This window comes from Streptomyces sp. NBC_01334, assembly GCF_035983595.1.
GTDB classification, from domain to species: Bacteria; Actinomycetota; Actinomycetes; order Streptomycetales; family Streptomycetaceae; genus Streptomyces; species Streptomyces coriariae.
Window position 1 is genome coordinate 5,949,587 of the sequence record NZ_CP130718.1, and the last position, 24,964, is coordinate 5,974,550.

Genomic DNA, 24,964 nt, shown 5'->3' on the forward strand with positions numbered 1-24,964 from the left:
GCGGTCTCACACGACGCGCGTCGCGCCCGCGAACGGCATCTCGTCGATGGGCGCCACGCGCACCGGAGCCGACGGGTTCGGTGCGTGGATCATCTGGCCGTCGCCGATGTAGAGGCCGACGTGGGTGATGCCGGAGTAGAAGAACACCAGGTCGCCCGGGAGGAGTTCGGAGCGGGAGACCCGCTGCCCGGCGCCGATCTGGGCGTAGGTGGTGCGGGGCAGGGAGACGCCGGCGGAGCGGTACGAGGCGAGGACCAGGCCCGAGCAGTCGAAGGCGTTCGGACCGGTCGCGCCCCACACATAGGGGCTGCCGAGCTTGGAGTAGGCGTAGGAAACGGCATCCGCGGCACGGGAGTTGGGAGCTCGGTCGGTGGCGGTGGCGGTGGCGCTACCGGGGGCCTGGAGGCCGTCGCGGCCGTCTGCCGAGGAGCGTGAGGCGCGGCCGCTCGCGGTGCCGCCGCTCGTTCCCTCGCCGATCCGGGACCGATCCGCCGCCGTCAGCCGGTTCAGCAGGCGCCGCGCCGCGTCGAGTTTGCCGGTGATCGTCTTCTTGTGGGTCCTCAGCTCGGCCTGGCGCGTCTTGAGCGAGGTCAGTTCGACACGCGCGGCGCCTCGCAGCTGCTCGATCTCCCGCAGCTGTCTGCGTACTCGGGTGACGGCGGCCGACTGGCGGTCCCCGGCCCGTTCGGCGAAGGCGGCGCCGTCGAGGTAGCGGTCGGGGTCGTCGGAGAGGGCCAGTTGTACGGCCGGGTCGAGCCCGGTGCTGCGGTACTGCGCCGCCGCCATCGAACCCAGCGTCTCCCGTGCCGTGTTGAGTTTCTCCTCCTTGCGCGCCGCCTCGTCCCGCAGGCTCTCCAGTCGCTGCTCGGCCGCCGTCGCCTTCTCCCGGGCGCCGTTGTACTTCTCGGTGGCTTCCTCCGCCTCCTGGTAGAGCTTCGCCACCTTCGCCTTGACCTGGACCGGAGTCAGGTTCGGTTCGGCCTGTCCGGTCCCGTCGAAGGCCGTCGCCGTCGCGGCGCCCGCGAGAGCGAGGGTGAACGCCGTGCGGGCCGTCTGGCCGCCGAGCGAGCGCTGTCGGGGCTTGCGGTGCGCTGCCACGTGGGACTGCACGTCCTTTCGTACGACCGCCTCGCCCGTCCGTACAGCTGCCGGAGAGCCGTCGGGGGAGCGGACGGACGGCCCCGGAGGGCGGTTGACGCGTCCGGCGACGGCCCGCACAGGGGGAGCGGGACGCCGCCGGACCTTCTCGGCGGTGGTGGCCGACTGCCGCCCCTGGCCCGGGCGGCGGTGGGGAGCCGGTCACCTGGGGGAGGACGCTAGGCCCGGCTGTGACAGTCCGGTAACGCGAAGTGCGGAAGTGGCGCGAGCGGACCGCGTCATGATCACAAATGCTCGAAAACCCGGACCCGGGCCGTCGGGTTCGCGCGGCGCGCTGACCGAAACGGCGATTTCGGGACACGTCGGAGCGGCGGGGTGCTATGGGGCGCATATATGCACGTGTGGCCGGAGGGGAGGGCCGGTGGCGAGTGCCCCCAGCACGGCTCGTTAGCATCCGGCTTCATGGACGTACTCATCCATCTTTTCGTCGGCCTGCACATCATCGGCATCGCCGCGCTCCTCGGCGGCTTCCTCACGCAGATGAAGGCGATGGGCCAGGGCACGGCCCGCTTCGTCCCCGCCATGCTCCACGGCGCGGCGACGATGCTGGTCACCGGCGTGATCCTGGTCGGCCTCAACCAGGCGGACGACCAGCACGTCAACAACATCAAGATCGGCGTGAAGCTGGCCCTGCTGATCGTGATCCTCGGCCTCGTCTATGTGAAGCGGGACGACGAGACGGTGGAGAAGCCCCTGTTCGGCCTGGTCGGACTGCTGACCGTGGCGAACATCTTCATCGCGGTGCTCTGGACCTGACGGACGCCAGCGCCTTGACCAGGGCCGCCGCCGCGACCGCCAGCCACGCCGCCACCGCGACCCACAGCAGCACCTCCCCGGGCCCCTTCAGCGACGGCACGTCGACAGCGGCGGCGACGGACAGGGTCGCCGCCGCCGTCATGCCCATCGGGAACACGGTCGCCCAGCGGCACATGTCGTAGCGCGGACGCGGCCACCGCACCTCGGCGACGAGCAGGACTGCGTACCAGGCCAGGGCGAACACCAGCAGCGCCACGGTCACCGTGCGCAGGACGCCGGTGTCGTCGGCGTTCCACAGGTACAGGCCCCCGTCGTCGGCCGCGAGGAGACCCGCCCCCGCCAGCGCCGAGATGGCGAGCGCGCCGCCCGCCACCCACTGGTCCCCGGCGCCCTCGGCCACCTGCCGCAGGTCGAAGAGGGCCAGGGCGACGCCGTAGAGCACGAGCCCGAGCCAGAACAGCACGAGCGCGGTGTGCGCGAGCCAGGCCACCGCCTCCGCCTCGGCGAGGACCGCTCCCTGCACGGCGAGCCCCTGGGTGGCCACACAGCACAGGAACACCACCCCCGGCATGCCCCGTTTCCACTGCCGTACGACGGTCACGAGCAGCACGGGCCACAGCACCGCCGCCAGCGCCAGCAGCGCCTCGGCGAGGGTGTGCCGGCCGAGCGTGGTGACCCGTGTGCCGAGCACGGTCGTCGCCGCCACCGCGTTCAGCGCCCCGGGCGTGCCCGCCTCCGTCAGCCACCGCTCGCGCCTGCGCACCAGCCGTACGGCGAAGTCCGCCGCCAGCGCCGCCCACGCGACGGCCGCCATCACCAGCGTGACGCGGGAGAGGACGTCGTATCCCGTCAGGTTCAGTCCGATCGACACGATGCCGGTCGCCATGACCGCGGCCCCCGCCGCCGGTGGCCGCTGCGCCCACCAGACGCCGAGCGGGGAGCCGGGGGAGGGGGCCGGTGACGGGAGGGCGGGGGAGCCTGACATGGGGCCGATGCTAAGGAGCACGGCGCGCTGCGGAAGCGGGGCACGCGCGCGGGCGCACGAAAATACGCGCGGGCGCAGGGCGAGGGGCGTGCGCGCAGGGGCGGGGGGCGGTGCCGGGGGTGCGCGCAGGTCCGGGGTGGGGGCGCAGGGGCGTGGCGTACGAGCCGGGGTCCCGGGTGCAGGGGCGCGGCGGACCATGTCGCTCGAGAACGGAGGCCCCACGCGCGCGTGCCCCGCGTGTCCCACGTGTACGTGTCCCGCGTGTCCCACGCGTACGTGTCCCTGTGTCCCACGCGCGCGTGCGCCGCTTGTCGTACGCGTACGTGCCCATTGCGGTCCACGCACGTGTGCCCCCTGCGTCCCGCGCGCCCTGCGTCCTCAGGCCGGGCGTACGACGCTGTGGATGCCCGACTCGCCGTCGTAGAAGACGGACTCCTCGCGGACGTACGCGCCCGGCTTCGGGGCGTGGATCATCGTGCCGTTGCCGATGTAGACGCCGACGTGGCTGACGTCGTCGTAGAAGAAGATCAGGTCGCCGGGCCGGGCGTCGGCGAGGGAGACCGTGGTGCCCGCGTTCACCTGGTCGTAGGTGGTGCGCGGGAGGGTGACGCCGGCGGCCTTCCACACCGCCTGGGTGAGACCCGAGCAGTCGTAGGAGTCGGGGCCCGTGGCACCCCAGACGTACGGCTTGCCGATCTGCGCGCGGGCGAAGGCGAGCGCCTTCTCGGCCTTGGTGGTGTACGAGGGGTCCTCGGAGGCGGAGGCGGAAGGGGCGGTCGAGGAGGACCCCGTGCCCGCCGACGCGCCGCCGCTCTCCTGCTGGGCCGCGGCCTGCTCCGCCGCCTGCTGCCGGGCGAACTCCGCCGCCTTGCGCGCGGCCTCCTCCCGCCGCTGCTTCTCGATCGCCGCGAGGCGCGCCTTCTCCTGGGCCGTCAGCCGGGACAGCAGCTCGCGCGCGTCACCGAGCTTCTTCTGGACGGTGGCCTTGGCGATCTTCAGGTCGTTCTGCGCGTCGGTGAGCGTCGCGAGGCTCTCGGTGGCCTCCTGCCGCTGCTTCATCGTCGCGGACTGCTCGGTGACGTAGTCGTCGACCGCACCCTTCTGGCGGTCGGTCAGCCGGCTCATCAGCTGGTTCTGGTCGAAGTAGTCCTGCGGGTTGTCCGCGAGCAGGAAGGCCGCCGTGTCGGGCGCGGAGGCGCCGGTGCGGTACTGGGCCGCGGCGTAGGAACCCAGCTCCTCCCGCGCCTCGTTGAGCTTCTGGGTGCGCTGGGCGACGTCGTCCATGAGGCCGTCGGTGCGCTTGCGCTGCTTGGTCGTCTTCTCCTTGGCGGCGTTGTACTTCTCGGTCGCGGACTCCGCCTGGCGGTAGAGGTCGTCGACCTTCTTCTCGACCTCCTCCAGGCTGGGCTTGCCGTCGTCCGACGGAGCGGCGTTCGCCGTCTGGGAGAGCAGGGCCACGGACGTGAGGGCGGCGGTGGCGAGGGCGGGGGTGCGGATCCCCGTCACGCGCGCGCCCGCGGAGCGCGGCTTGCGGTGCTGCGACGCCAAGGGAGGCGACTCCTTCCAGTGCTCCGCCTGCCGGGTCAGCGGTGGGGGTCTCTCCCCGGCTGGTCAGGCACTGGGGGAGGGTTCGGGCAGGTATGTCGGAAGGGTTGCCCTACGGCCCGCCCCCGGAAGGGCGTTGGGCCGATTCACCCCGAGGTCTCGGTGACTCCCCGGTTCCGTCGGCGTGAGCGGACGCGTCGGACTCGGCGGAGGCCGTGCGGTCCGGCGGGGTTCGCCGGTGGGGGTCGTACGGCCTTTCGGCACGGTAGCCAACTCGTGTGGTCCGTGTGAAGGTTGATGGGCGATATGCCCGATACATTTTCGTGACCTTCGGTCGAGAACCCGCGTCGCGGTCGTGCGGGTCGCGGATCGTGACAGGGGTGCCCCGGAGGGTGAGGGCGGGAGATGTTCCCGGGACGGCGGCCGGTTGTCAGTGGCGCCCCCTAGACTCGGAGAGCGATGAGCAGCCTCTTTGACGACAGCTTCCTGGCGAACCTCCAGGGCCCCCGCGCCCACGAGGAGGAACCCCCGCCACCGCCCGAGGACGATCACGGACCGGAGTCGGTTCCGGACGATCTGTTCGGCGGGAAGTTCGACGTGCCTCCGGACCGGGACACCCACTACCGCGACGGCGCCCCGCGCCCCGTCCTGGACGTGGCCGCGCTCCTGGAGGGGCTGAACGAGAACCAGCGCGCGGCCGTCGCCCACGCGGGCTCCCCGTTGCTCATCGTGGCCGGCGCCGGCTCCGGCAAGACGCGCGTGCTCACCCACCGCATCGCCCACCTCCTGGCCGAGCGGCATGTGCACCCCGGGCAGATCCTCGCGATCACCTTCACCAACAAGGCCGCGGGCGAGATGAAGGAGCGCGTCGAAGCGCTCGTCGGCCCGCGCGCGAACGCGATGTGGGTGATGACCTTCCACAGCTCGTGCGTGCGCATCCTGCGCCGCGAGAGCAAGAGGCTCGGCTTCACGTCGTCTTTCTCGATCTACGACGCCGCCGACTCCAAGCGGCTGATGGCCCTGGTCTGCCGCGACCTGGACCTCGACCCCAAGCGCTACCCGCCCAAGTCCTTCAGCGCCAAGATCAGCAACCTGAAGAACGAGCTGATCGACGAGGAGGACTTCGCCGCCCAGGCCGCCGACGGGTTCGAGAAGACCCTCGCCCAGGCCTACGCCATGTACCAGTCCCGGCTGCGCGAGGCGAACGCCCTCGACTTCGACGACCTGATCATGACGACGGTCAATCTGCTGCGCGCCTTCCCGGACGTCGCCGAGCACTACCGCCGCCGGTTCCGTCATGTCTTGGTCGACGAGTACCAGGACACCAACCACGCCCAGTACGCCCTCGTGCGCGAGCTGGTCGGCACCTCCGAGCACCCCGTCGACGTACCCCCGGGCGAGTTCGACGTGCCGCCGGCCGAGCTCTGCGTCGTCGGTGACGCCGACCAGTCGATCTACGCCTTCCGCGGCGCGACGATCCGCAACATCCTCCAGTTCGAGGAGGACTACCCGGACGCGACGACGATCCTGCTGGAGCAGAACTACCGCTCCACGCAGACGATCCTGTCCGCCGCCAACGCCGTCATCGAGCGCAACGAGTCCCGCCGCCCCAAGAACCTGTGGACCAACGCGGGCGCGGGCGCGCGCATCACCGGCTACGTCGCCGACACCGAGCACGACGAGGCGCAGTTCGTCGCCGACGAGATAGACCGACTGACGGACGCGGGCGACGCGAAGGCGGGCGATGTCGCCGTCTTCTACCGCACCAACGCCCAGTCCCGTGTCTTCGAAGAGATCTTCATCCGCGTCGGCCTGCCCTACAAGGTCGTCGGCGGGGTCCGCTTCTACGAGCGCAAGGAGGTCAGGGACGTCCTGGCCTACCTGCGCGTGCTGGCCAATCCGGAGGACTCGGTGCCGCTGCGCCGGATCCTCAACGTGCCGAAGCGAGGCATCGGCGATCGCGCCGAGGCGATGATCGACGCCCTCTCCCAGCGCGAGAAGATCAGCTTCCCGCAGGCCCTGAAGCGTGTCGACGAGGCGTACGGCATGGCCTCGCGGTCGACCAACGCCGTGAAGCGGTTCAACGCGCTGATGGAGGAGCTCCGCACGATCGTCGAGTCGGGCGCCGGTCCGGCGACGGTCCTGGAGGCCGTGCTCGAACGCACCGGCTACCTCGCCGAGTTGCAGGCCTCCACCGACCCGCAGGACGAGACGCGGATCGAGAACCTCCAGGAACTCGCCGCCGTCGCCCTGGAGTTCGAGCAGGAGACCGGCGAGGCGGAGGGCGACGGCACGACGCCGGTCGGGCTCTCCGCATTCCTGGAGCGGGTCGCCCTGGTCGCCGACTCCGACCAGATCCCCGACGAGGACGACGGCTCGGGCGTCATCACCCTGATGACCCTGCACACCGCCAAGGGCCTCGAGTTCCCCGTCGTCTTCCTCACCGGCATGGAGGACGGCGTCTTCCCGCACATGCGCGCCCTCGGCCAGACCAAGGAGCTCGAGGAGGAGCGCCGCCTGGCGTACGTCGGGATCACCCGCGCGCGGGAGCGGCTCTACCTGACGCGGTCCGCGCTGCGCAGCGCCTGGGGGCAGCCGTCGTACAACCCGCCCTCCCGGTTCCTGGAGGAGATCCCGCCGACGCACGTGGACTGGAAGCGGACGGGGGCGACCGCGCCCGTGTCCTCCGGTCCCGTCTCCGGTGTGGCGGCCTCGCTGTCCTCGTCCCGCTCGCGTTCCTCGGCCGCGGGCGCGTCCGGCTTCGCGACACGTCGGTCCGCCGCGGACAAGCCGGTGGTCACGCTGGCCGTCGGTGACCGCGTCACGCACGACCAGTTCGGTCTCGGCACGGTCGTCGGCGTGAAGGGCACGGGCGCGAACGCGGAGGCAACGGTCGACTTCGGCGACGTCAAACCGAAGCGTCTGCTGCTGCGGTACGCGCCGGTGGAGAAGCTGTAGCTGCCGGAGCCGCGTCCGTGCTCACTGCGGTCCGCATGAAGTGAGCCCCCGCTTCGGGGGCGGGGGCTCACTTCATGCGGACAAGCCGAGCGGTCGCAGTCGCGCTCGGGCGCTCACGTCGGGTCGAGCGGCTACGTCGGGTTGAGATCGTGGCTGCGCAGCCACGGCAGCGGGTCGATCGCGGAGCCTCCCGCGGGCCGGACCTCGAAGTGCAGGTGCGGGCCGGTGGAGTTGCCGGAGTTGCCGGAGTACGCGATCGGGTCGCCGGCTTTGACCGTCGTACCGGAGGAGACGCGGTAGCTGGAGAGGTGGCAGTACCAGGTCTCCGTGCCGTCCTTCGCCGTCACGATCATCATGTTGCCGTAGGCGCTGTTCCACTGCGTCCGTACGGTGCCGTCGGTCGCCGCCATCACGGTCGTGCCGTAGGAGACGGGGAAGTCGATACCGGTGTGCTGGGACATCCAGTTGATGCCGGCCTGGCCGAAGTAGGCGCTGAGGCCGTGCTGCGCGACCGGGAGGGCGTATTTGGGGCGCAGCCGCTCCTTGCGGGCCGCCTCGGCCGCCGCCTTCTTCTTCTCGGCTTCCTGCTGCGTCTTGAGGTCGAGACGTTCCTGCGTCCGGCTGGCCCGGTCGGCGAAGTCGTCGGCCCCGGCGCTGAGGGTCTCGAGCTGGGCGTCCAGCTTGTTGTTGGCGGCGGACGGTTTCACCGGCTGCGCGTCCGAGGCGGAGGCCGTGGTGTCCTTGTCGTCGCCGCCGGTCAGCGTGCCGACCGAGGCCGCGGCGATCCCGGCGACCCCCATCACGCAGGCCGAGGGCACGGCCACGGTCAGCAGCGCGGAGCGCCTCGCGGGCATCCGCCGCCGGGAACGGTTCGCGTTGCGGGCGGCCGCCCGACCGCCCGGCGCGGGGGCCGGGGCCGCCTCCTCCTGGTCGTCGAGGAGGAGCAGCGGGGTGTCGTCGGACAACTCGCTTTCGGCCGGGGCGTGTTCGTCGAGCAGCCCGACCTGTTCGAAGGTGGCGGTGGCCTGCTGGTCGAACGGGACCTCGGCCTGCTGCTCGTGCTCGTCGGAGGCCTGCTGGGCGCCCTCGTCGCCGTCGGAGTTCCACTGCGTGGCGTCGTAGGCGCCGGTGTCGAAGGCCTGCGTGCCCCATTCCCACTGCTGGGTCTGGTCGGCGGGGCTCACGGGCTGGTCGGGCTGGAGCCAGGCGCTCGCGTCCCACTGTCCGCTGGCATCCGGTGCCGTTCCCTGCTGCGGGACGGCGTTCAGCTGCTGGTGGTGGTCCGTGGACCAAGCGGTGGCGTCGTACGCGCCCGTGTCGTGGGCGGCGTGGTGCTGGGCCGCGTACCCGTCGTAGTTCAGGGTCTGGTGACTGCCCGTGTCCGGGACATGGTGGCCGCCGGTGCCCCACTGGGTGTTGTCGTACGTGCCGGTCGCGGGGGCCGTGCCGTCGCCCGGAAGCTCACCGAAGAGCGGGTCGGCCGGCGCGAAGTGGCCGGTGGCGTGGGCGCCGGCGTCGAAGGAGCCGGTCTCGTAACCGTGGTACGTGGTGAAGCCGTCGTACTGGGCTTCCTGGGTGCCGTACGACGCGTAGTGCGCCGAAGCGGCGTCGGAAGCCGGGGTCGGGGTGGTCATGATCCCCGACGGGTGACGGTCGTTCACCAACTTCTCTTTCGCCGACAACAGGGGCTGCCAGAGCAGTGCGGCGACTGTACCCGGCAGTACGCGGGCACGACAATCTTCCGCAGGTTTCGTGCCTGCGGGAAAGGGGCATTCGGCCGTGTTTCGGGGGACGGCGGGCGCGGGTTTGGCCCTACGTTCGAATAGCGTTCGATATCGGACGGCGGTCGAAGGGCGCTCGAAGGGTGGTTGGAGGGCGCTCGAAGGGTGGTCGGGCGGCGGTCGGACGGTCGTGCGGGGCCGGCAGGGGCCGTTGTCAGGCCACGGTGAGGTCGTCGGCCTGGGCGTCTGTGCGGGTGACGGCTCGGCTGCCGGTCCGGGCGCCGGCGGACGCGCCCGTACGTGCCATGTCGAGGGCCTGCCGTATGCCGGTGGCGACAGCCGGGTGGACAGGCAGGGCGAGGTGGCCGATCCCGGTCACCCGGACGTTCTGTACCAACAGGTCGGGATGGTCGACGCAGGCGGACTCCAGCGGGTCCATGAGGTGGTCGAGGTCGCTCCAGAAGCTGACGAACTGCGTACGGCAGCCCGGCGCCGGCCGGGAGAGTTCCTCGATCAGCTCGGAGCCCGGGCGCATCTGGCGCACGATCGGGTGCGCGTTCGCCAGCGGCGCCACCCGGGTGCCGGAGTGCGGGGTGCCCAGCGTGACCAGTGTCCTGACCCGGCCGTCACCGCCCAGCCGCTGCACGTAGTAGCGGGCGATGAGGCCGCCCAGACTGTGTCCGACCACGTCGACCTGCGAGCTGCCGGTGCGCTCGCAGATCTCCTCTATGTGCCGGCCGAGCAGCTCGGCAGCCGTCCGGATGTCGCAGGTCAGAGGGGAGTAGTTGAGTGACTCCACCCGGTGCCTGCCGTGCTGGGCGAGGCTGCGGCGCAGCAGGACGAACACGGAACGGTTGTCGATGAACCCGTGCAGCAGGACGACCGGGGGCGGGGCCTTGGTCGGCAGCTGGGCGGGGTCCTCGCCGCCGGCCGCTCTGGGCAGTGCGGGGCGGGCCGTGGCGCGGCGCTCCTGGGCGATGCCGGAGGGGTAGAGGAGCAGGTGGCCCGCGAGGATCGCGAGATCCAGGGCGGTCGCCTTGAGGAGCGTCAGGGACAGCCCGGCCAGTCTGCTCGGCAGGCCGGGGAGGCCGGGGAGTCCTGGGAGGTTCGGCAGGCTCGGGAGGCTTGAGAGGTTCAGGATGCCCGGAAGGGTCCGCATGTCCGGCAACAGACGCTGGTACAGCGGAAGAAAGGGCTGAAGTGCCCGGGTGACCTTCATGGCCGACCTCCTGTCGGCACGCTGAGGACTTCTCTGTCCCCCGTGTGCCCTCGTGGAAGTCGCGTGGAGGAGGTCGATCGGGCACGGCAGGGAGTGGGGCGGGTGCGGCCTGGCGTGCGGGGCGTGTACGGCTTGTGTGACACCCGTTACACCGATGACGACAAGGAACCCTGCCGGTCTGGCGACGAGGCTCCCCGCTGTCGTGCCTTACCTGTCCTACGTGCCCATCGTGCCTTCCGATGCGCCGTACCGCCACGCCAGCGGCCTGTGGCGTGACGGTACGGCGACCTCTTTGCGGCTCCCGGTGCGACTGTTCCCCGTGGTGCGGGGGATCGGTGCGCGGTGAAAGTGTCCCTTCGTGTGATTTCCCCCTCGGTCCACACCGTGAAACTGCCGGTTGCGGGATGCTGGCGATAACGTTCGTTCACTTCCCCGGGCGGTCTGGCACGGGGTGTCCGTGCCGTTGAGGATGGACGTAGTCGCTTCATGGAGGCAGTGATGGGTGTGGCAGCCGGTCCGATCCGCGTGGTGGTGGCCAAGCCGGGGCTCGACGGCCACGATCGCGGGGCCAAGGTGATCGCGCGGGCGCTGCGTGACGCCGGTATGGAGGTCATCTACACCGGGCTCCACCAGACGCCCGAGCAGATCGTCGGCACGGCGATCCAGGAGGACGCCGACGCGATCGGTCTGTCCATCCTGTCCGGGGCCCACAACACGCTCTTCGCCGCGGTGATCGAGCTGCTGAAGGAGCGGGACGCGGCGGACATCCTGGTGTTCGGCGGGGGCATCATCCCGGAGGCGGACATCGCGCCGTTGAAGGAGAAGGGGGTCGCGGAGATCTTCACGCCGGGGGCGACCACCGCTTCGATCGTCGACTGGGTCCGGGCGAACGTGCGGCAGCCTGCCGGCGCCTGAGCGGGTTGTTGTGCGGGGGTTTTGGGCGGGCCTTCCCTGGGGGCGCTGCCCCCAGACCCCCGGTCGGCCCTGAACGGGCCTCGTCCTCAATCGCCGGACGGGCTGGATGGATGGACCGGCGCTCCTGAGGTGTCGGACGGGCTGGATGGTGTGGGCCGGGCGTTCCTGAGGTGTCGGGTGGGGTGGATGGTGTGGGCCGGCGCGTGTTTGGGTCTTGCTTCTAGGGCTTGAGTTCCGCTGCCATCACCGCCCGCAGGCGCAGTGTCCTGCCCAGTCGTTGGAATGCCTCCGCCCAGTAGCCGCCGGCGCCCGGGGAAGCGTCCTCCGGTTCGTCCGGTACTGCCAGGAGGGCGTCCAGGCGGGTTGCCTCCTCGGGGTCGAGGCAGCGTTCGGCCAGGCCCATGACGCCGCTGAAGCTCCAGGGGTAACTGCCTGCGTCCCGTGCGATGTTGAGCGCGTCCACGACGGCACGGCCGAGCGGCGTGGCCCACGGCACGGGGCACACGCCGAGCAGTTGGAACGCCTCCGAGAGGCCGTGGGCTGCGATGAAACCGGCGACCCACTCGGCCCGTTCGGCCACCGGAAGCGTGCCCAGCAGTTTGGCCCGTTCGGCGAGGGAGACCGCGCCCGGCCCGCCCGCGCCCGGCGCCGACGGCACCCCGAGCAGCGCGCGCGACCAGTCGGCGTCGCGCTGCCGGACGGCGGCCCGGCACCACGCCGCGTGCAGTTCGCCCAGCCAGTCGTCGGCCACCGGCAACGCCACGATCTGCTCCGGCGTACGGCCGCCCAGGCGCGCCGGCCAGGTGGCGAGCGGGGCCGCCTCCACGAGTTGGCCGAACCACCAGGACCGCTCACCCCGGCCGGGCGGCGCCTTCGCCGACACACCGTCGCGTTCCATGGCCGCGTCGCACTCGTGCGGGGCCTCCACGAGAAGCGTCGGGGTGTCCAGGGTGTGGTCGACCGCCACGCACGCGCCGGCCCGGACCGCCATCCGCGCGGCGAGCGCCGAACCCGGCAGCGCCGAGAGCAGTTCCGCGGCGGTGGCACGCACGTTGCGGCTCCGGTCGGTCAGGGCCTGTTCCAGGAAGAGCTCGTCCCTGGGGCCGAGGCCGGTGCGCAGCGAGTCGAGGAACATGAGCCGGTCCTCGGCACGCTCCGTCGACCAGGACGCGGTCAGCAGCTCGCGGGCCGCGTCGGGGTCGCGGAAGCGGATCGACGCCAGGAGGGCCACCCGCTCGGCGAACAGGCCTTCCTGCCAGAGCTTCGCGGCGCGTTCGGTCTCCGCGGGGCCCGGCAGCGAGGTGCCGCCGCCCGGTGTCGCGCGCAGCGCGAACCGCCAGTCGGGGTTCAGCCGGGCCAGCCACAGGGCGCGCGGTCCGGCGAACTCCAGCGCCGCCGGGCGCAGGTCGGTACGCCCGCGCGCCGCGTCGAGCAGGGCGGGGAGGGACTCGGCGGGCGCGGCGAACCCTCGGGCGTTCACCGCGGTCAGCCACTGGGGCAGCAGCTCCATGAGATCCGGTGCGGTGCCTCTGCGGCCACCGGTGCCGGTGCCGGGGCGGTCGGCCAGCAGGAAGGCGAGCCGGCGGGCCGCCGCGACGGGCAGTGCCGGACGGGGATCCTCGGCGGCCGGCGCAGGCCGAGGGGCCGCCCGGCCCGGGCGCAGGCCGGCCCGTCGGCGCACGGTCTCCGCGGCCGCCGCGTCCAAGAGCGCGGCCGGCGCGGTCCGGCCGGGGGCCGCGCCCGGGGGCGTACGGCGATCCGTGCCGAGCAGGGCGGCGGTGACCAGGTCCTCCCAGGCGGTCGGTGGGGGGAGAGGCGGGGTGGCGTTCATGAGACTCCCTTCTGCTGCCGTCCTTCTGCCGCCGTCGTCGTGGCGGTTGGTGCGCACGGTGCGCCTGGTGCGGCCGTCGTTGCTGATGCGGGGCGTCGGTTCAGCACAGGCGTACCGCCTCTCCCGGGGCCGTCGGCCAGGCCGTCAGCGGGGTGAAGCCACGATGGCCGCACTCGCCGAAGACCTTGACGGGGGCGCCGCCCGAGAGGGCGACCAGGCGCCACAGGCCGGGGCGTGAGACCGCCGCGGGGGTGAGCGGCAGCGCCGTGTCGCCCTCGGCGTCCGCCAGTTGCCAGGAGGCGCCGTCCGGGGTCGGTATGACGTTGTCCAGCGTCACCGGGACGGAGTCCTGCCAGGGGTCGTGGCGCAGGGTCTCGCCGTAGCGGGCGGTCGCCTCGGTCGTCGTCATGCCGGGGGGACGGGTTCCGGTGAGGACGGGTGGGGCGAACTGCTCGCCGAGGGAGACCCGTTGTCGTCCCGCGTCCGGGTGCGCCGACACTTCGGCTTCCAGTGCGAGGCCGACGGGCAGCGTGAGCTCCGGTGCGCGGCCCGCGGCGCCGTAGGAGAGGAGGAGCGCCGTGCGGCCCGAGGCGGTGCCGTACAGCCAGATGCGGCGGGTCGTCAGTTTCGGGTCCGGCGTGTCGTACTGGGCGAGCACCAGCCAGTGGTCGCGGACCGGCGGGCCCGTCGGGGAGGTCGGCAGACCCACGCGGGCGCGGACCGTCGCCGCCAGGGCCTCCGGCAGTCGCTCACGGTGCAACCAGCCCTGGTCGAGGAGGTGGAGCAGCGCGCTCTCCTCCAGCAACCGCACCGGCCAGTCCGGCCCGGACCCCGGAACTGCCCCCAACTCCCTTACGCGAGAAGACAGTCCGGGTGCCTGCGCGTCGACCATGCGGGCCGCCGTCTCCTCCCACAGCGCGTACCCCGACTGCTCGGCGGCGGCCAGGCCCGAGCGCAGCAGATCGGCGAGCCGCTCCTCCAGTTCCGTCGCCCCCGCGGTGATCCGCTCGGCGCGTCGCTCGGCCCTGCGGCGCGCCCCCTCCGGATCGGCGGGGCCGGACCCGGCACCCGTGGGGCCGGCCTCCCGCTTCTCCTGTGTGCGCCTGCGTCCCGCGATCCACTGCTCGGCCCAGTCCGGTGCCTGTCCCGCCGGCGTGGCCCCCTCGCCGCCCGACCAGAGCAGCAGCAGCCCGAGCGCGTGCTTGCACGGGAACTCACGGCTCGGACAGCTGCACCTGTACGCCGGACCGGTCCCGTCCGCGGTGTCGACGACCGTCCGGTACGGCGTGCCGCCGCTGCCCTCGCACAAGCCCCATACCGCCCCCTCCCGCGAACTGCCCGTGCCCGACCACGGATCGGCCGTGCCGAGTTTGCTTCCCGCTTTGCGTGACGTGGAGTCAGGCGCCAGTGCCAGCACCTGGTCCGCCGTCCAGCGCACCCCCTGCTGAGTCATGACATCGAAGGTAGATCCCACCACTGACAATCGGTCCGGCGAGCGGCCGCCGACCGTCGGGCGGCCGTCCTTCGCGGGTGGCCGGGAGGGCGTTTTCGCAGGTCGGATCGCATTGTCAGTGGCGTGGTGCACGGTGGACACCAGATGCCGAACCGGCCGAGCTGGAGGGGGCCTCAGCCATGTCCGTGTCCGTAGATCCCACGACAGATCCGACGTCCGTGCAACCGAGTGGGAACGAGCCCGCGGAAGCATTGCGTCCGCACGCCGAGGACGCCTTCGCCGACGAACTCACCGCGCTGGCGGCGCAGGACGACCGCCCGCGCCCGGCCCGCTGGAAGCTGTCGCCGTGGGCCGTCGCCACCTATCTCCTCGGCGGCGTCCTGCCGGACGGCACAGTGATCTCGCCGAAGTACGTGGGCCCGCGCCGCCTCGTCGAGGTCGCGGTGTCCACCCTCGCCACCGACCGCGCCCTGCTGCTGCTCGGCGTCCCGGGCACCGCCAAGACCTGGGTCTCCGAACACCTGGCGGCGGCGGTCAGCGGTGACTCGACGCTGCTGGTGCAGGGCACCGCGGGCACGCCGGAGGAGGCGATCCGCTACGGCTGGAACTACGCGCAGCTGCTCGCGCACGGTCCGAGCCGCGACGCGCTGGTGCCCAGCCCCGTCATGCGGGCCATGGCGGAGGGGGCGACGGTACGGGTCGAGGAACTGACCCGGATCCCGGCCGACGTGCAGGACACCCTCATCACCATCCTGTCCGAGAAGACACTGCCGATACCGGAGTTGGGGCAGGAGGTGCAGGCGGTCCGCGGGTTCAGCCTCATCGCCACGGCCAACGACCGCGACCGCGGGATCAACGAGCTGTCCAGCGCCCTGCGCCGCCGCTTCAACACGGTGGTGCTGCCGTTGCCCGAGAGCGTCGAGGCCGAGGTGGACATCGTCGCCCGGCGCGTCGACCAGATCGGCCGCTCCCTCGACCTGCCGGCCGCTCCCGACGGCATCGACGAGATCCGCCGGGTGGTGACGGTCTTCCGCGAACTGCGCGCAGGCGTCACCTCCGACGGGCGTACGAAGGTGAAGTCGCCGAGCGGCACGCTGTCGACCGCCGAGGCCATCTCCGTCGTCACCGGCGGTCTCGCGCTGGCCGCGCACTTCGGCGACGGCGTACTGCGGGCCGGGGACGTGGCCGCGGGCATCCTCGGCGCCGTCGTCCGCGATCCGGCGGCCGACCGGGTCGTCTGGCAGGAGTACCTGGAGGCGGTCGTCCGGGAACGGGCCGGCTGGACGGACTTCTACCGGGCCTGCCGGGAGGTGAGCGCGTGAACGGGAGCGACGCAAGCAACGGGAACGAGGAGATCCGGGCGTGGGCCCGCGGAGCGTGGAGGGTGGCTGTGGACGACGACACGAGGTGGCCCCGCAGGCGTGAGGGCAGGGGATGACGGGCGTCGCGGAGGGCGGCGGCCAGGGCCCGGAGGCGGGCCGGCCGTTGCTGCTCGGGGTGCGCCACCACGGGCCGGGGTCGGCGCGGGCGGTACGGGCGGCGCTGGACGCCGCCCGGCCCCGGACCGTACTGGTCGAGGGGCCGCCCGAGGCAGACGCGTTGATTCCGCTGGCCGCCGACGAGGACATGCGGCCGCCGGTCGCGCTGCTCGCCCACGCCGTCGACGAACCCGGCCGTTCCGTCTTCTGGCCGCTGGCCGAGTTCTCCCCGGAATGGGTCGCCCTCCGCTGGGCCCTGGAGCACGGCGTCCCCGCCCGCTTCATCGACCTCCCGGCCACCCACACCCTGGCCTGGGAGGAGAAGGGGCACGGCGAGAGGCATGAGGCGGGGCGGGAGAAGGGGCCGCGACCCGACGGACAGAACGAGGGCGGGAGCGGCAACGGGAGCGAAGACGACGACGCGCCCGTTGCCTGGGAGGGGGTGCGGGGGGACCCGCTCGGGCGGCTCGCCGCGGTCGCCGGATACGACGATCCCGAGCGGTGGTGGGAGGACGTCGTCGAGCACCGGTCGACGGGCGCGAAGGACCCGTTCGCGCCGTTCGCCGCGATCGAGGAGGCCATGGGGGCGCTGAGGGAGGCGTGCGCAACCGAAGCAGGGGAGCAAGGCGACGGCCGGGATCTCGTGCGGGAGGCGTACATGCGCCTCCAAGTGCGGTCGGCACAGAGGGAGTTCGGGGCGGCCGGGGTGGCCGTGGTGTGCGGGGCGTGGCATGTGCCCGCACTGCGCCGGAAGGTCGCCGTCGCCGCCGACCGGGCGCTGCTCAAGGGGTTGCCCAAGGTCAGGGCCGACCTGACCTGGGTGCCGTGGACCCACCGCAGACTGGCCCGGGCCGGGGGGTACGGGGCGGGTATCGACTCGCCGGGCTGGTACGCCCACCTGTTCGGCGCGCCGGACCGGCCGGTCGAGCGCTGGCTGACGAAGGTGGCGGTCCTGCTCCGTGCGGAGGACCGGATGGTGTCCTCGGCGCATGTCATCGAGGCGGTCCGGCTGGCCGAGACGCTTGCCGCGCTGCGCGGCCGGCCGCTGCCCGGTCTGAGCGAGACGTCCGACGCCGTGCGCGCGGTGCTGTGCGAGGGCTCGGACGTTCCGTTGGCGCTGGTACGCGACCGGCTGGTGGTCGGGGACGTCCTGGGTGAGGTGCCGGCCGGCGCGCCCGCCGTGCCGTTGCAGCGTGACCTCGACCGGCTTCAGCGCCGACTGCGGCTCAAACCGGAGGCGGACGCACGCGAGTTGGCGCTCGATCTGCGCAAGGACAACGACGCCGAGCGCAGCAGGCTCCTGCACCGGCTGCGGCTGCTGCGTGTCGGGTGGGGCGATCCGGCCGCCTCGCCCGGCAGCACGGGAACGTTCCGGGAGGCGTGGCGGCTGCGGTGGGAGCCGGAGCTGTCGGTGCGGACCGCCGAGGCCGGGGTGTGGGGGACGACCGTGCTCGCCGCGGCCACCGCCAAGGCGGAAGCGGACGCCGTCGCCGCGCGGGGCCTCGCCGAGGTGACCGGGCTCGCCGAGCGCTGCCTCCTGGCCGGGCTGTCGGACGCGCTCCCGACGGTGATGCGGGTCCTCGCCGACCGGGCGGCACTCGACACGGACGTCGGTCATCTCGCCCAGGCCCTGCCCGCGCTGGTGCGTTCGCTGCGCTACGGCGACGTACGGGGCACCGACACCCGAGCGCTGGCGGAGGTGGCCGCCGGCCTCGCCGAACGGGTCTTCGTCGGCCTCCCCCCGGCCTGCGTCTCGCTGGACGCCGACGCGGCGGACGAGATGCGGCGCCAGGTGGACGCGGTGCACGGAGCGGTGGGGATGCTCGAGGAGACGTCGACGACCCCGGGACGGGCCGACGCACCGGCCGGGGCATCGGCAGGCGCACCGACCGGGGCGGCGACCGGGGCGGCGGGGGGCCGCTCCGGGGCCGTGGAGACGGACGGGGGCGGGGGGCGGCCGGGTGCCTCCATGGGGGGCGACCGGGACCTCGGCGGTGAGTCCCGTCCGGGTGGCGGCGGGCTGCGGGAGCGCTGGCGGGGGGTGCTGCGGGTGCTCTCCGGGCGGGACACCGTGCCCGGGGTGATCCGGGGGCGGGCCGTGCGGCTGCTTCTGGACGAGGGGGAGTTGGACCAGGACGAGGCCGCGCGGCTGATGGGGCTCGCCCTGTCACCGGGGACACCGCCGTCCGACGCGGCCGCCTGGATCGAGGGCTTCGTCGGAGGCGGCTCCGGGGGCGGACTGCTCCTCATGCACGACGAACGGCTGCTCGGGCTGGTCGACGGATGGCTCACGGCGGTGCCTGCGGACGCGTTCACGGACGTACTGCCGTTGCTGCGGCGGACGTTCTCGGCGTATGAACCGGGGGTGCGCAGAACGCTCGGCGAGCTGGTCCGGCGCGGCCCGGGGCAGCGGGGCGGCGGGCCGGGCACGGGCTCCGGGACACCCGGGTTCGCGGCCGGACTCGACGAGGGACGCGCGGACGCCGTCCTGCCGGTGGTGCGGCTGCTGCTGGGGCTGGCACCGGGGCCGGGACCGGGGCCGGGACCGGATCCTGGCCCGGCCGACGACGAGTTTGCGGGGGTGGGCACATGACGACGACCGACGCGGCGACGACCGAGGCCGGACAGGAGCGGCTGCGGCGCTGGCGACTGGTGCTCGGGGGCGACACGGCGGACGGCACCGGTCACGGGCTCTCCGGGCGGGACGCCGAGATGGACGGGGCGCTCACCGCGCTCTACGGAAAGGAGAGCGGGGCGCGGACGGGGCGGGACCGCTCGGCGGGGCTCGGGGCCTCGGCGCCGTCGGTGGCGCGCTGGCTCGGGGACATCCGCACGTACTTCCCCACCTCCGTCGTACAGGTCATGCAGCGCGACGCCATCGACCGGCTGGGGCTGTCCGCGCTGCTGCTGGAACCGGAGATGCTGGAGGCGGTGGAGGCGGACGTGCACCTCGTGGGCACCCTGCTCTCGCTGAACAAGGCGATGCCGGAGACGACGAAGGAGACGGCACGGGCCGTGGTCCGCAAGGTCGTCGAGGACCTGGAGAAGCGGCTCGCCACCCGCACCCGGGCCGCGCTCACCGGTGCCCTCGACCGCGGCACGCGCGTCCACCGCCCGCGCCATCACGACATCGACTGGAACCGCACGATCGCCGTCAACCTCAAGCACTACCTGCCCGAGTACGGGACGGTCGTGCCGGAGCGGCTCGTCGGGTACGGGCGGGCGTCGCGGTCAGTGAAGAAGGAGGTGATCCTCTGCATCGACCAGTCGGGTTCGATGGCGTCGTCGGTCGTGTACGCGTCGGTCTTCGGGGCGGTACTGGCGTCGATGCGGTCGATCAGCACGCGGCTCGTCGTCTTCGACACCGCGGTCGCCGATCTCACCGACCTGCTCGACGACCCGGTGGACGTCCTGTTCGGCACCCGGCTCGGTGGCGGAACGGACATCAACCGGGCGCTCGCGTACTGCCAGACGCAGATCACCCGGCCCGCCGAGACGGTGGTGGTGCTCATCAGCGACCTGTACGAGGGAGGCATAAGGGACGAGATGCTCAAGCGCGTCGCGGCGATGAAGGCGTCCGGCGTGCAGTTCGTCGCGCTGCTCGCGCTGTCGGACGAAGGGACGCCCGCCTACGACCGGGAGCACGCGGCGGCACTCGCGGCGCTGGGCGCACCGGCGTTCGCCTGCACGCCCGATCTGTTCCCGGACGTCATGGCGGCGGCGATCGAGAAGCGCCCGCTGCCCGTGCCGGACACCGCCTGACGCGACGCGGGACGCACATGCAAGGATCGGGGCCACGTAGTCGCCGCACGGGAGGAACCTCCCCCCTTGACCTGGCCCACCGCCCTGCCTGGTGCCGCTCTGCGGATCCTGCGCGTCCTGCGCGGCGCGGCCGGGCGGCGCGTGGTGCAACTGGCGCTCCTGGTGGGCGGTTTGTTCGCGCTCGGGTTTCTCTGCGGGGAACAGGCACACGCGGCGGAGGGCCTGTCCGCACCGGCACGGTCGGCACCCGCACTGTCCGCACCGGCACGGTCGGCCCCGGTCCTGTCCGTGCCGGCCGGGGTGACCGACCAGGTCGAAACCCTGAGTTCGGTTCCGGGGGCCGGTGACGTCGTGGTGGCGGCCGTGGGTGAACAGCGTGAGCGGCTCTCGGCGCAGGTGTCGTGGTCGCCCGTCTCCCCGTCGTCCGTCTCCCCGTCGTCCGTCTCCCCGTCGTCCGTCTCGTCGCCGCCCGTCTCGTCGTCGCCGAGGCCGCCGATCTCGCCGGCCCTTCCCGAGCCCCCTGACCTTTCCGAGCTCCCCCAGCTTGCAGATCTTCCCGAGCTCCCTGGCGTCTCCGGCCCGACCGGCCTCCCGAGTCCTCCCGCCCTCCCGGTCCTCCCCGACCTGCCCGCCATCCCCGACCTTCCGGCGCTCCCCGTACTCCCCGCTCTCCCCGACCTTCCGGCCCTTCCGTCGGTTCCGGTGCGGACGCTCCCGGTGCCGGTCGTGGAGGTGCCCGGGCAGGGCGCCGTGGCCACCCCGTCGCCGGACGGACACGGGCTCGGCGACCGGAAGACCGCCGACGCGGTGCCGGAGCCGGTGACCGCGAAGGTGACGGCGGCGGACGCGGCGGTGGACGCGGAGACGGCATCGTACGGCCCGGTGAGCACCGGCGGCGGTTCGGTCGACGTCGGTCACCGCGTCGCGTCCGCCCGCACCGGGCAAGCTCCCGTGCACGCCCCTGCTCACGCTCCCGGGCCGGTGCGCCGAGGGCCCGCCGGTGACCGTGACGGTGTGCTGGCCGGCGGTGCGTCGGTGCTCGACGGCGGTGCGTCCCGGCACGGCGACACGCATGCCGTCACGCCGCGTCACCAATTCCCGCCGCGACCGGTGCCCGGCAGTGCCGCGCGCTCCGAGGCGGCAGGTACCCGGGACGGGCACCGGACCATCCCGGTCTTCCCCGGCTAGGGGCAGGCACCCCTCCCTCCCCGAGCCCCGAGCATCCGAGCCTTCCGCGTTCGGGGCGTCGCGCAGATCGCGCGAACCACGTTCCACGGCAGCGCGTCACGCGTCTGACCGGTTGACTCCGTGAGGCGGCAGGCCCCCGGACGGCCGAAAGCCACCGGTTCGTCCGACCGAAACCTCACGGGTGGGGTCGAGTGGTCCTCATTGGGGTGAGGATCGACCGACCTGAGCCCTCAAGGGGCTGTTCAGGGGGCCTCACCGGGTCAACCCCAACCCGGTGAGGCCCTTCCCGTCCCCTCTCGATCTCCTCACACCCGGCACCGGGTGCCAGTGATCCCGGCATCATGTGACAGGTATCACCGCTCAGGTGTGACCCTCGATTTAGGGGCCTCCTGCAAGCAGCGATAACCTGCGAGACGGACATGCCGCGCGCTCGGACACCGTGTGCGCCTCCCTTGTGACTGACAGACGGCGGACGTCACGTTGCCCTCGCGGCACGCCCACGCAGACAACGAACCGCGAGATCACTGATAGGGACGGAAGCGCGTGGACCTGTTCGAGTACCAGGCGAGGGACCTCTTCGCCAAGCACGATGTACCGGTGCTGGCCGGTGAAGTCATCGACACGCCTGAGGCGGCCCGCGCAGCCACCGAGCGTCTCGGTGGCAAGTCCGTCGTCAAGGCCCAGGTGAAGGTCGGCGGGCGTGGCAAGGCCGGCGGCGTGAAGCTCGCCGCCTCCGCCGACGAGGCCGTGGAGCACGCGACCAACATCCTCGGCATGGACATCAAGGGCCACACGGTCCACAAGGTGATGATCGCCGAGACGGCCCCGGAGATCCTGGAGGAGTACTACGTCTCCTTCCTCCTCGACCGTGCCAACCGCACCTTCCTCTCCATCGCGTCCGTCGAGGGCGGCATGGAGATCGAGGAGGTGGCGGAGACCCGCCCCGAGGCCGTCGCCAAGACGCCGATCGACGCCAACGAGGGTGTGACCCCCGAGAAGGCCCGTGAGATCGTCGAGGCCGCGAACTTCCCGGCCGAGGTCGCCGACAAGGTCGCCAACGTCCTCGTGACGCTGTGGAAGACCTTCATCGAGGAGGACGCCCTCCTCGTCGAGGTCAACCCGCTGGCGAAGGTCGCCTCCGGCGACGTCATCGCCCTCGACGGCAAGGTCTCGCTGGACGAGAACGCCGAGTTCCGTCAGCCGGGACACGAGGAGTTCGTCGACCACGCGTCGGCCAACCCGCTCGAGGCCGCCGCGAAGGCGAAGAACCTCAACTACGTCAAGCTCGACGGCGAGGTCGGCATCATCGGCAACGGCGCGGGTCTCGTCATGAGCACCCTGGACGTCGTCGCGTACGCCGGTGAGGCGCACGGTGGGGTCAAGCCCGCCAACTTCCTCGACATCGGTGGTGGCGCCTCCGCCGCCGTCATGGCGAACGGCCTGGAGATCATCCTCGGCGACCCGGACGTCAAGTCCGTCTTCGTCAACGTCTTCGGTGGCATCACCGCCTGTGACGAGGTCGCCAACGGTATCGTCCAGGCGCTTCAGCTGCTCGCGGACAAGGGTGAGGAAGTCACCAAGCCGCTGGTCGTGCGTCTCGACGGCAACAACGCCGAGCTGGGTCGCAAGATCCTCTCCGACGCCAACCACCCGCTGGTACAGCGTGTGGACACCATGGACGGCGCGGCCGACAAGGCCGCCGAGCTCGCGGCTGCGAAGTAAGGGAAGAGGGACAGAACAGCCATGGCTATCTTCCTGAACAAGGACAGCAAGGTCATCGTCCAGGGCATGACCGGTGCCACGGGCATGAAGCACACCAAGCTCATGCTGGCGGACGGCACCAACATCGTCGGTGGCGTGAACCCCCGTAAGGCGGGCACGTCCGTCGACATCGACGGTACCGAGATCCCGGTCTTCGGCACGGTCGCCGAGGCGATCGAGAAGACGGGCGCCAACGTGTCCGTCCTCTTCGTGCCGCCGGCCTTCGCGAAGGCCGCCGTCGTCGAGGCGATCGACGCGGAGATCCCGCTGGCCGTCGTCATCACCGAGGGCATCGCCGTCCACGACTCGGCCGCGTTCTACGCGTACGCCGTGTCGCAGGGCAACAAGACCCGGATCATCGGCCCGAACTGCCCCGGTCTCATCACCCCGGGCCAGTCGAACGCCGGCATCATCCCGGGCGACATCACGAAGCCGGGCCGCATCGGTCTGGTCTCGAAGTCCGGCACGCTGACCTACCAGATGATGTACGAGCTGCGGGACATCGGCTTCTCGTCCGCCGTCGGCATCGGTGGCGACCCGATCATCGGTACGACGCACATCGACGCGCTCGCCGCGTTCGAGGCCGACCCCGACACCGACCTGATCGTCATGATCGGTGAGATCGGCGGCGACGCCGAGGAGCGGGCAGCGGCCTTCATCAAGGACAACGTGAAGAAGCCGGTCGTCGGCTACGTCGCGGGCTTCACCGCGCCCGAGGGCAAGACCATGGGCCACGCCGGCGCCATCGTCTCCGGCTCCTCCGGCACCGCCCAGGCGAAGCAGGAGGCCCTCGAGGCCGCCGGCGTCAAGGTCGGCAAGACGCCGACCGAGACGGCGAAGCTGGCCCGCGAGATCCTCGCGGCCGGCTGAGTTCCGGACCGGGTACCGGTGGGCCCGTTCCCCTTGGGGGGAGCGGGCCCACCGGCGTTTGCGGGTCGCGGGTGCCGGGCCGGGCCGGGCGGGCCGGGTTCATTCGGCCAGCGGGATCAGCCGTTGCGGGCCGTGCTGGATCCCGGACCGCAGCTTGGCGCGCAGGTTCAGTTCCGCGTCCGAGAGCGTGCCGGGGGCCGACCGCGGGGGCACGCCCTGCACCGTCTCACCGGGGGGCACCGCGGGCTCGTAGCGGGTGGGGGCCGTGCGTACGGTCAGTGCGGTCGCGCCGATGATCGCGACCGTGAACGCGATCGCCGCCCTGGTCCAGAAGCGGGCTCGCTGTTCGCTGCCCGCCCGCACGGTGGTCGGCTCGGCCGCGCGCAGCCGTTCGGCGGACGCCACCTCCGCCAGCCGCCGGTGCAGTGCCGAGGGGCTCGCCAGCTCGGGCAGCCGTGTGGCCACCGCCTCACGGGCGTGCAACAGCCGGTTCGCCGCCGCGGGGGTGCTCGCCTCCGTCTCCGCCGCCGTCTCCGGGAGGTCGAGGCCCACACCGTCGTAGAGGAGGAGCGTGCGGCGGTAGGGCGCGGGAAGGGTCAGCAGGACGTCCAGCAGCGCGCGGTCGGCGGCGTCGGACGGGGGCGGCTCCGGGTGGCGGTAGCGGGGGCGGAACCGGTGCCAGGGCGAGAGCGCGTACTCGTACGCCGTCGCCCGCACCCAGCCCGCCGGGTCCCGGTCCACGGCCACCTCGGGCCAGCGCTGCCAGGCCACTTGGAACGCCTGCTCGACCGATTCGCGCGCGAGTTCGCGGCGGCCGCAGAGCAGGTACGCCTGCCGTACGAGGGCGGGGGCGCAGAAGGCGTAGAGCGCGTCGAAGGCCTGAGCGGGTGTCAGGGTGGTCCCGGTGGGCCGGCCTCCAGGGCCTCCAGGGGTTTCAGCGCCCTCAGCGCCCTCAGTGCTGCCAGGGACTTCGGGGACTTCGCGGGCTCCGGGGGCTCCGGGGGCTGCTGGGATCTCCAGGGTTTCGGGGTGGTCAGGGTCGCTGTTCAGGCACACCGTCACCTGGGGCGGGCGCTCTGCCTCCTGGGTGTTCGTCACCATGTCCGCCTCGGTCGGCGATGCCAGCAGTTGCGCGTACGCCTCCCGCCTGCGGCCGCGCGGTGTCGTGCGGCCGGACTCCCACGCGCGCACCGTCTCCCGGGTGACACCCACCCGCTCGGCGACCTGATCCTGTGTCAGCGAGGCCGCCTCGCGCAGGTGTCGGCGCAGCTTGGGCGGGGGGAGTGGGGCAGGGCTCTGTGTCACAGGGGAACCCTTCGCGCGAAAATGTACATAAACGTATATTGAGCGACACAACGGTACTT

Annotated in this window: 17 protein-coding genes; 9 read left to right on the top strand and 8 right to left on the bottom strand. The window is 72.4% G+C overall.

Annotation, left to right across the window (positions count from 1 at the left end):
• Positions 1-6 precede the first annotated feature (6 nt).
• The gene (locus OG736_RS26835) at positions 7-1,098 is read right to left on the bottom strand and encodes a C40 family peptidase (protein ID WP_327184672.1); all 1,092 of its coding nucleotides are present in this window, start codon (positions 1,096-1,098) and stop codon (positions 7-9) included.
• 462 nt (positions 1,099-1,560) lie between these two features.
• On the opposite strand from OG736_RS26835, the gene OG736_RS26840 reads away from it, so the two are divergent.
• Entirely contained in the window at positions 1,561-1,914 is a 354-nt protein-coding gene (locus OG736_RS26840; protein ID WP_171398995.1) for a hypothetical protein, read from the top strand.
• Here the strand turns inward: OG736_RS26840 and OG736_RS26845 are convergent.
• On the bottom strand, positions 1,892-2,899 hold the full coding sequence (locus OG736_RS26845) for a tellurite resistance/C4-dicarboxylate transporter family protein (protein WP_327184673.1): 1,008 nt from the start codon (positions 2,897-2,899) through the stop codon (positions 1,892-1,894). The two genes, OG736_RS26840 and OG736_RS26845, sit on opposite strands and share 23 nt — an antisense overlap.
• Positions 2,900-3,277: 378 nt before the next feature.
• Positions 3,278-4,447 carry a C40 family peptidase gene (locus OG736_RS26850; RefSeq protein WP_327184674.1) on the bottom strand — a complete coding sequence of 390 codons (1,170 nt, stop codon included), beginning with the start codon at positions 4,445-4,447 and terminating at the stop codon, positions 3,278-3,280.
• A gap of 456 nt (positions 4,448-4,903) precedes the next feature.
• On the opposite strand from OG736_RS26850, the gene pcrA reads away from it, so the two are divergent.
• The gene (pcrA, locus tag OG736_RS26855; RefSeq protein WP_327184675.1) at positions 4,904-7,402 is read left to right on the top strand and encodes a DNA helicase PcrA; all 2,499 of its coding nucleotides are present in this window, start codon (positions 4,904-4,906) and stop codon (positions 7,400-7,402) included.
• A gap of 131 nt (positions 7,403-7,533) precedes the next feature.
• Here the strand turns inward: pcrA and OG736_RS26860 are convergent, their stop codons facing one another.
• Together OG736_RS26860 and OG736_RS26865 are read right to left on the bottom strand one after the other, a co-directional pair.
• The gene (locus OG736_RS26860; protein WP_327184676.1) at positions 7,534-9,063 is read right to left on the bottom strand and encodes a M23 family metallopeptidase; all 1,530 of its coding nucleotides are present in this window, start codon (positions 9,061-9,063) and stop codon (positions 7,534-7,536) included.
• Between the two features lie 274 nt (positions 9,064-9,337).
• A complete protein-coding gene (locus OG736_RS26865) occupies positions 9,338-10,342 on the bottom strand; it encodes an esterase/lipase family protein (RefSeq protein ID WP_327184677.1) in 1,005 nt (334 codons plus the stop codon).
• A 498-nt stretch (positions 10,343-10,840) separates the two neighbouring features.
• Here OG736_RS26865 and OG736_RS26870 point away from each other — a divergent pair, with 498 nt between their 5' ends.
• Positions 10,841-11,257 (top strand): coenzyme B12-dependent isobutyryl CoA mutase small subunit, encoded by a 417-nt coding sequence (locus OG736_RS26870; RefSeq protein WP_020132112.1) that lies wholly within the window; start codon positions 10,841-10,843, stop codon positions 11,255-11,257.
• 220 nt (positions 11,258-11,477) lie between these two features.
• On the opposite strand, the gene OG736_RS26875 is transcribed toward OG736_RS26870, so the two are convergent.
• Together OG736_RS26875 and OG736_RS26880 are read right to left on the bottom strand one after the other, a co-directional pair.
• Complete coding sequence (locus OG736_RS26875; RefSeq protein WP_327184678.1) at positions 11,478-13,088, bottom strand: DUF5691 domain-containing protein; 1,611 nt, start codon at positions 13,086-13,088, stop codon at positions 11,478-11,480.
• Positions 13,089-13,188: 100 nt separating this feature from the next.
• Positions 13,189-14,541: an SWIM zinc finger family protein gene (locus OG736_RS26880; RefSeq protein WP_327184679.1), complete on the bottom strand. Its 1,353-nt coding sequence runs from the start codon at positions 14,539-14,541 to the stop codon at positions 13,189-13,191.
• A gap of 179 nt (positions 14,542-14,720) precedes the next feature.
• On the opposite strand from OG736_RS26880, the gene OG736_RS26885 reads away from it, so the two are divergent.
• The 6 genes from OG736_RS26885 (at position 14,721) to sucD (ending at position 23,600) form a co-directional block, all read left to right on the top strand.
• Positions 14,721-15,863, top strand: a complete 1,143-nt coding sequence (locus tag OG736_RS26885) for an ATP-binding protein (RefSeq protein ID WP_327184680.1) — start codon at positions 14,721-14,723, stop codon at positions 15,861-15,863.
• A gap of 112 nt (positions 15,864-15,975) precedes the next feature.
• On the top strand, positions 15,976-18,612 hold the full coding sequence (locus OG736_RS26890) for a DUF5682 family protein (protein WP_327184681.1): 2,637 nt from the start codon (positions 15,976-15,978) through the stop codon (positions 18,610-18,612).
• Positions 18,609-19,781: a VWA domain-containing protein gene (locus OG736_RS26895; RefSeq protein ID WP_327184683.1), complete on the top strand. Its 1,173-nt coding sequence runs from the start codon at positions 18,609-18,611 to the stop codon at positions 19,779-19,781. The genes OG736_RS26890 and OG736_RS26895 overlap by 4 nt, the downstream gene beginning before the upstream one ends.
• Positions 19,782-19,847: 66 nt before the next feature.
• Positions 19,848-20,969 (top strand): hypothetical protein, encoded by a 1,122-nt coding sequence (locus tag OG736_RS26900; protein ID WP_327184684.1) that lies wholly within the window; start codon positions 19,848-19,850, stop codon positions 20,967-20,969.
• Positions 20,970-21,512: 543 nt separating this feature from the next.
• A complete protein-coding gene (gene sucC / locus OG736_RS26905; RefSeq protein WP_327184685.1) occupies positions 21,513-22,691 on the top strand; it encodes an ADP-forming succinate--CoA ligase subunit beta in 1,179 nt (392 codons plus the stop codon).
• Between the two features lie 21 nt (positions 22,692-22,712).
• Complete coding sequence (sucD, locus tag OG736_RS26910) at positions 22,713-23,600, top strand: succinate--CoA ligase subunit alpha (RefSeq protein ID WP_020131111.1); 888 nt, start codon at positions 22,713-22,715, stop codon at positions 23,598-23,600.
• Between the two features lie 99 nt (positions 23,601-23,699).
• Here sucD and OG736_RS26915 read toward each other — a convergent pair whose 3' ends face one another.
• Positions 23,700-24,905 (bottom strand): helix-turn-helix domain-containing protein, encoded by a 1,206-nt coding sequence (locus OG736_RS26915; protein WP_327184686.1) that lies wholly within the window; start codon positions 24,903-24,905, stop codon positions 23,700-23,702.
• Between the last annotated feature and the right edge of the window lie 59 nt (positions 24,906-24,964).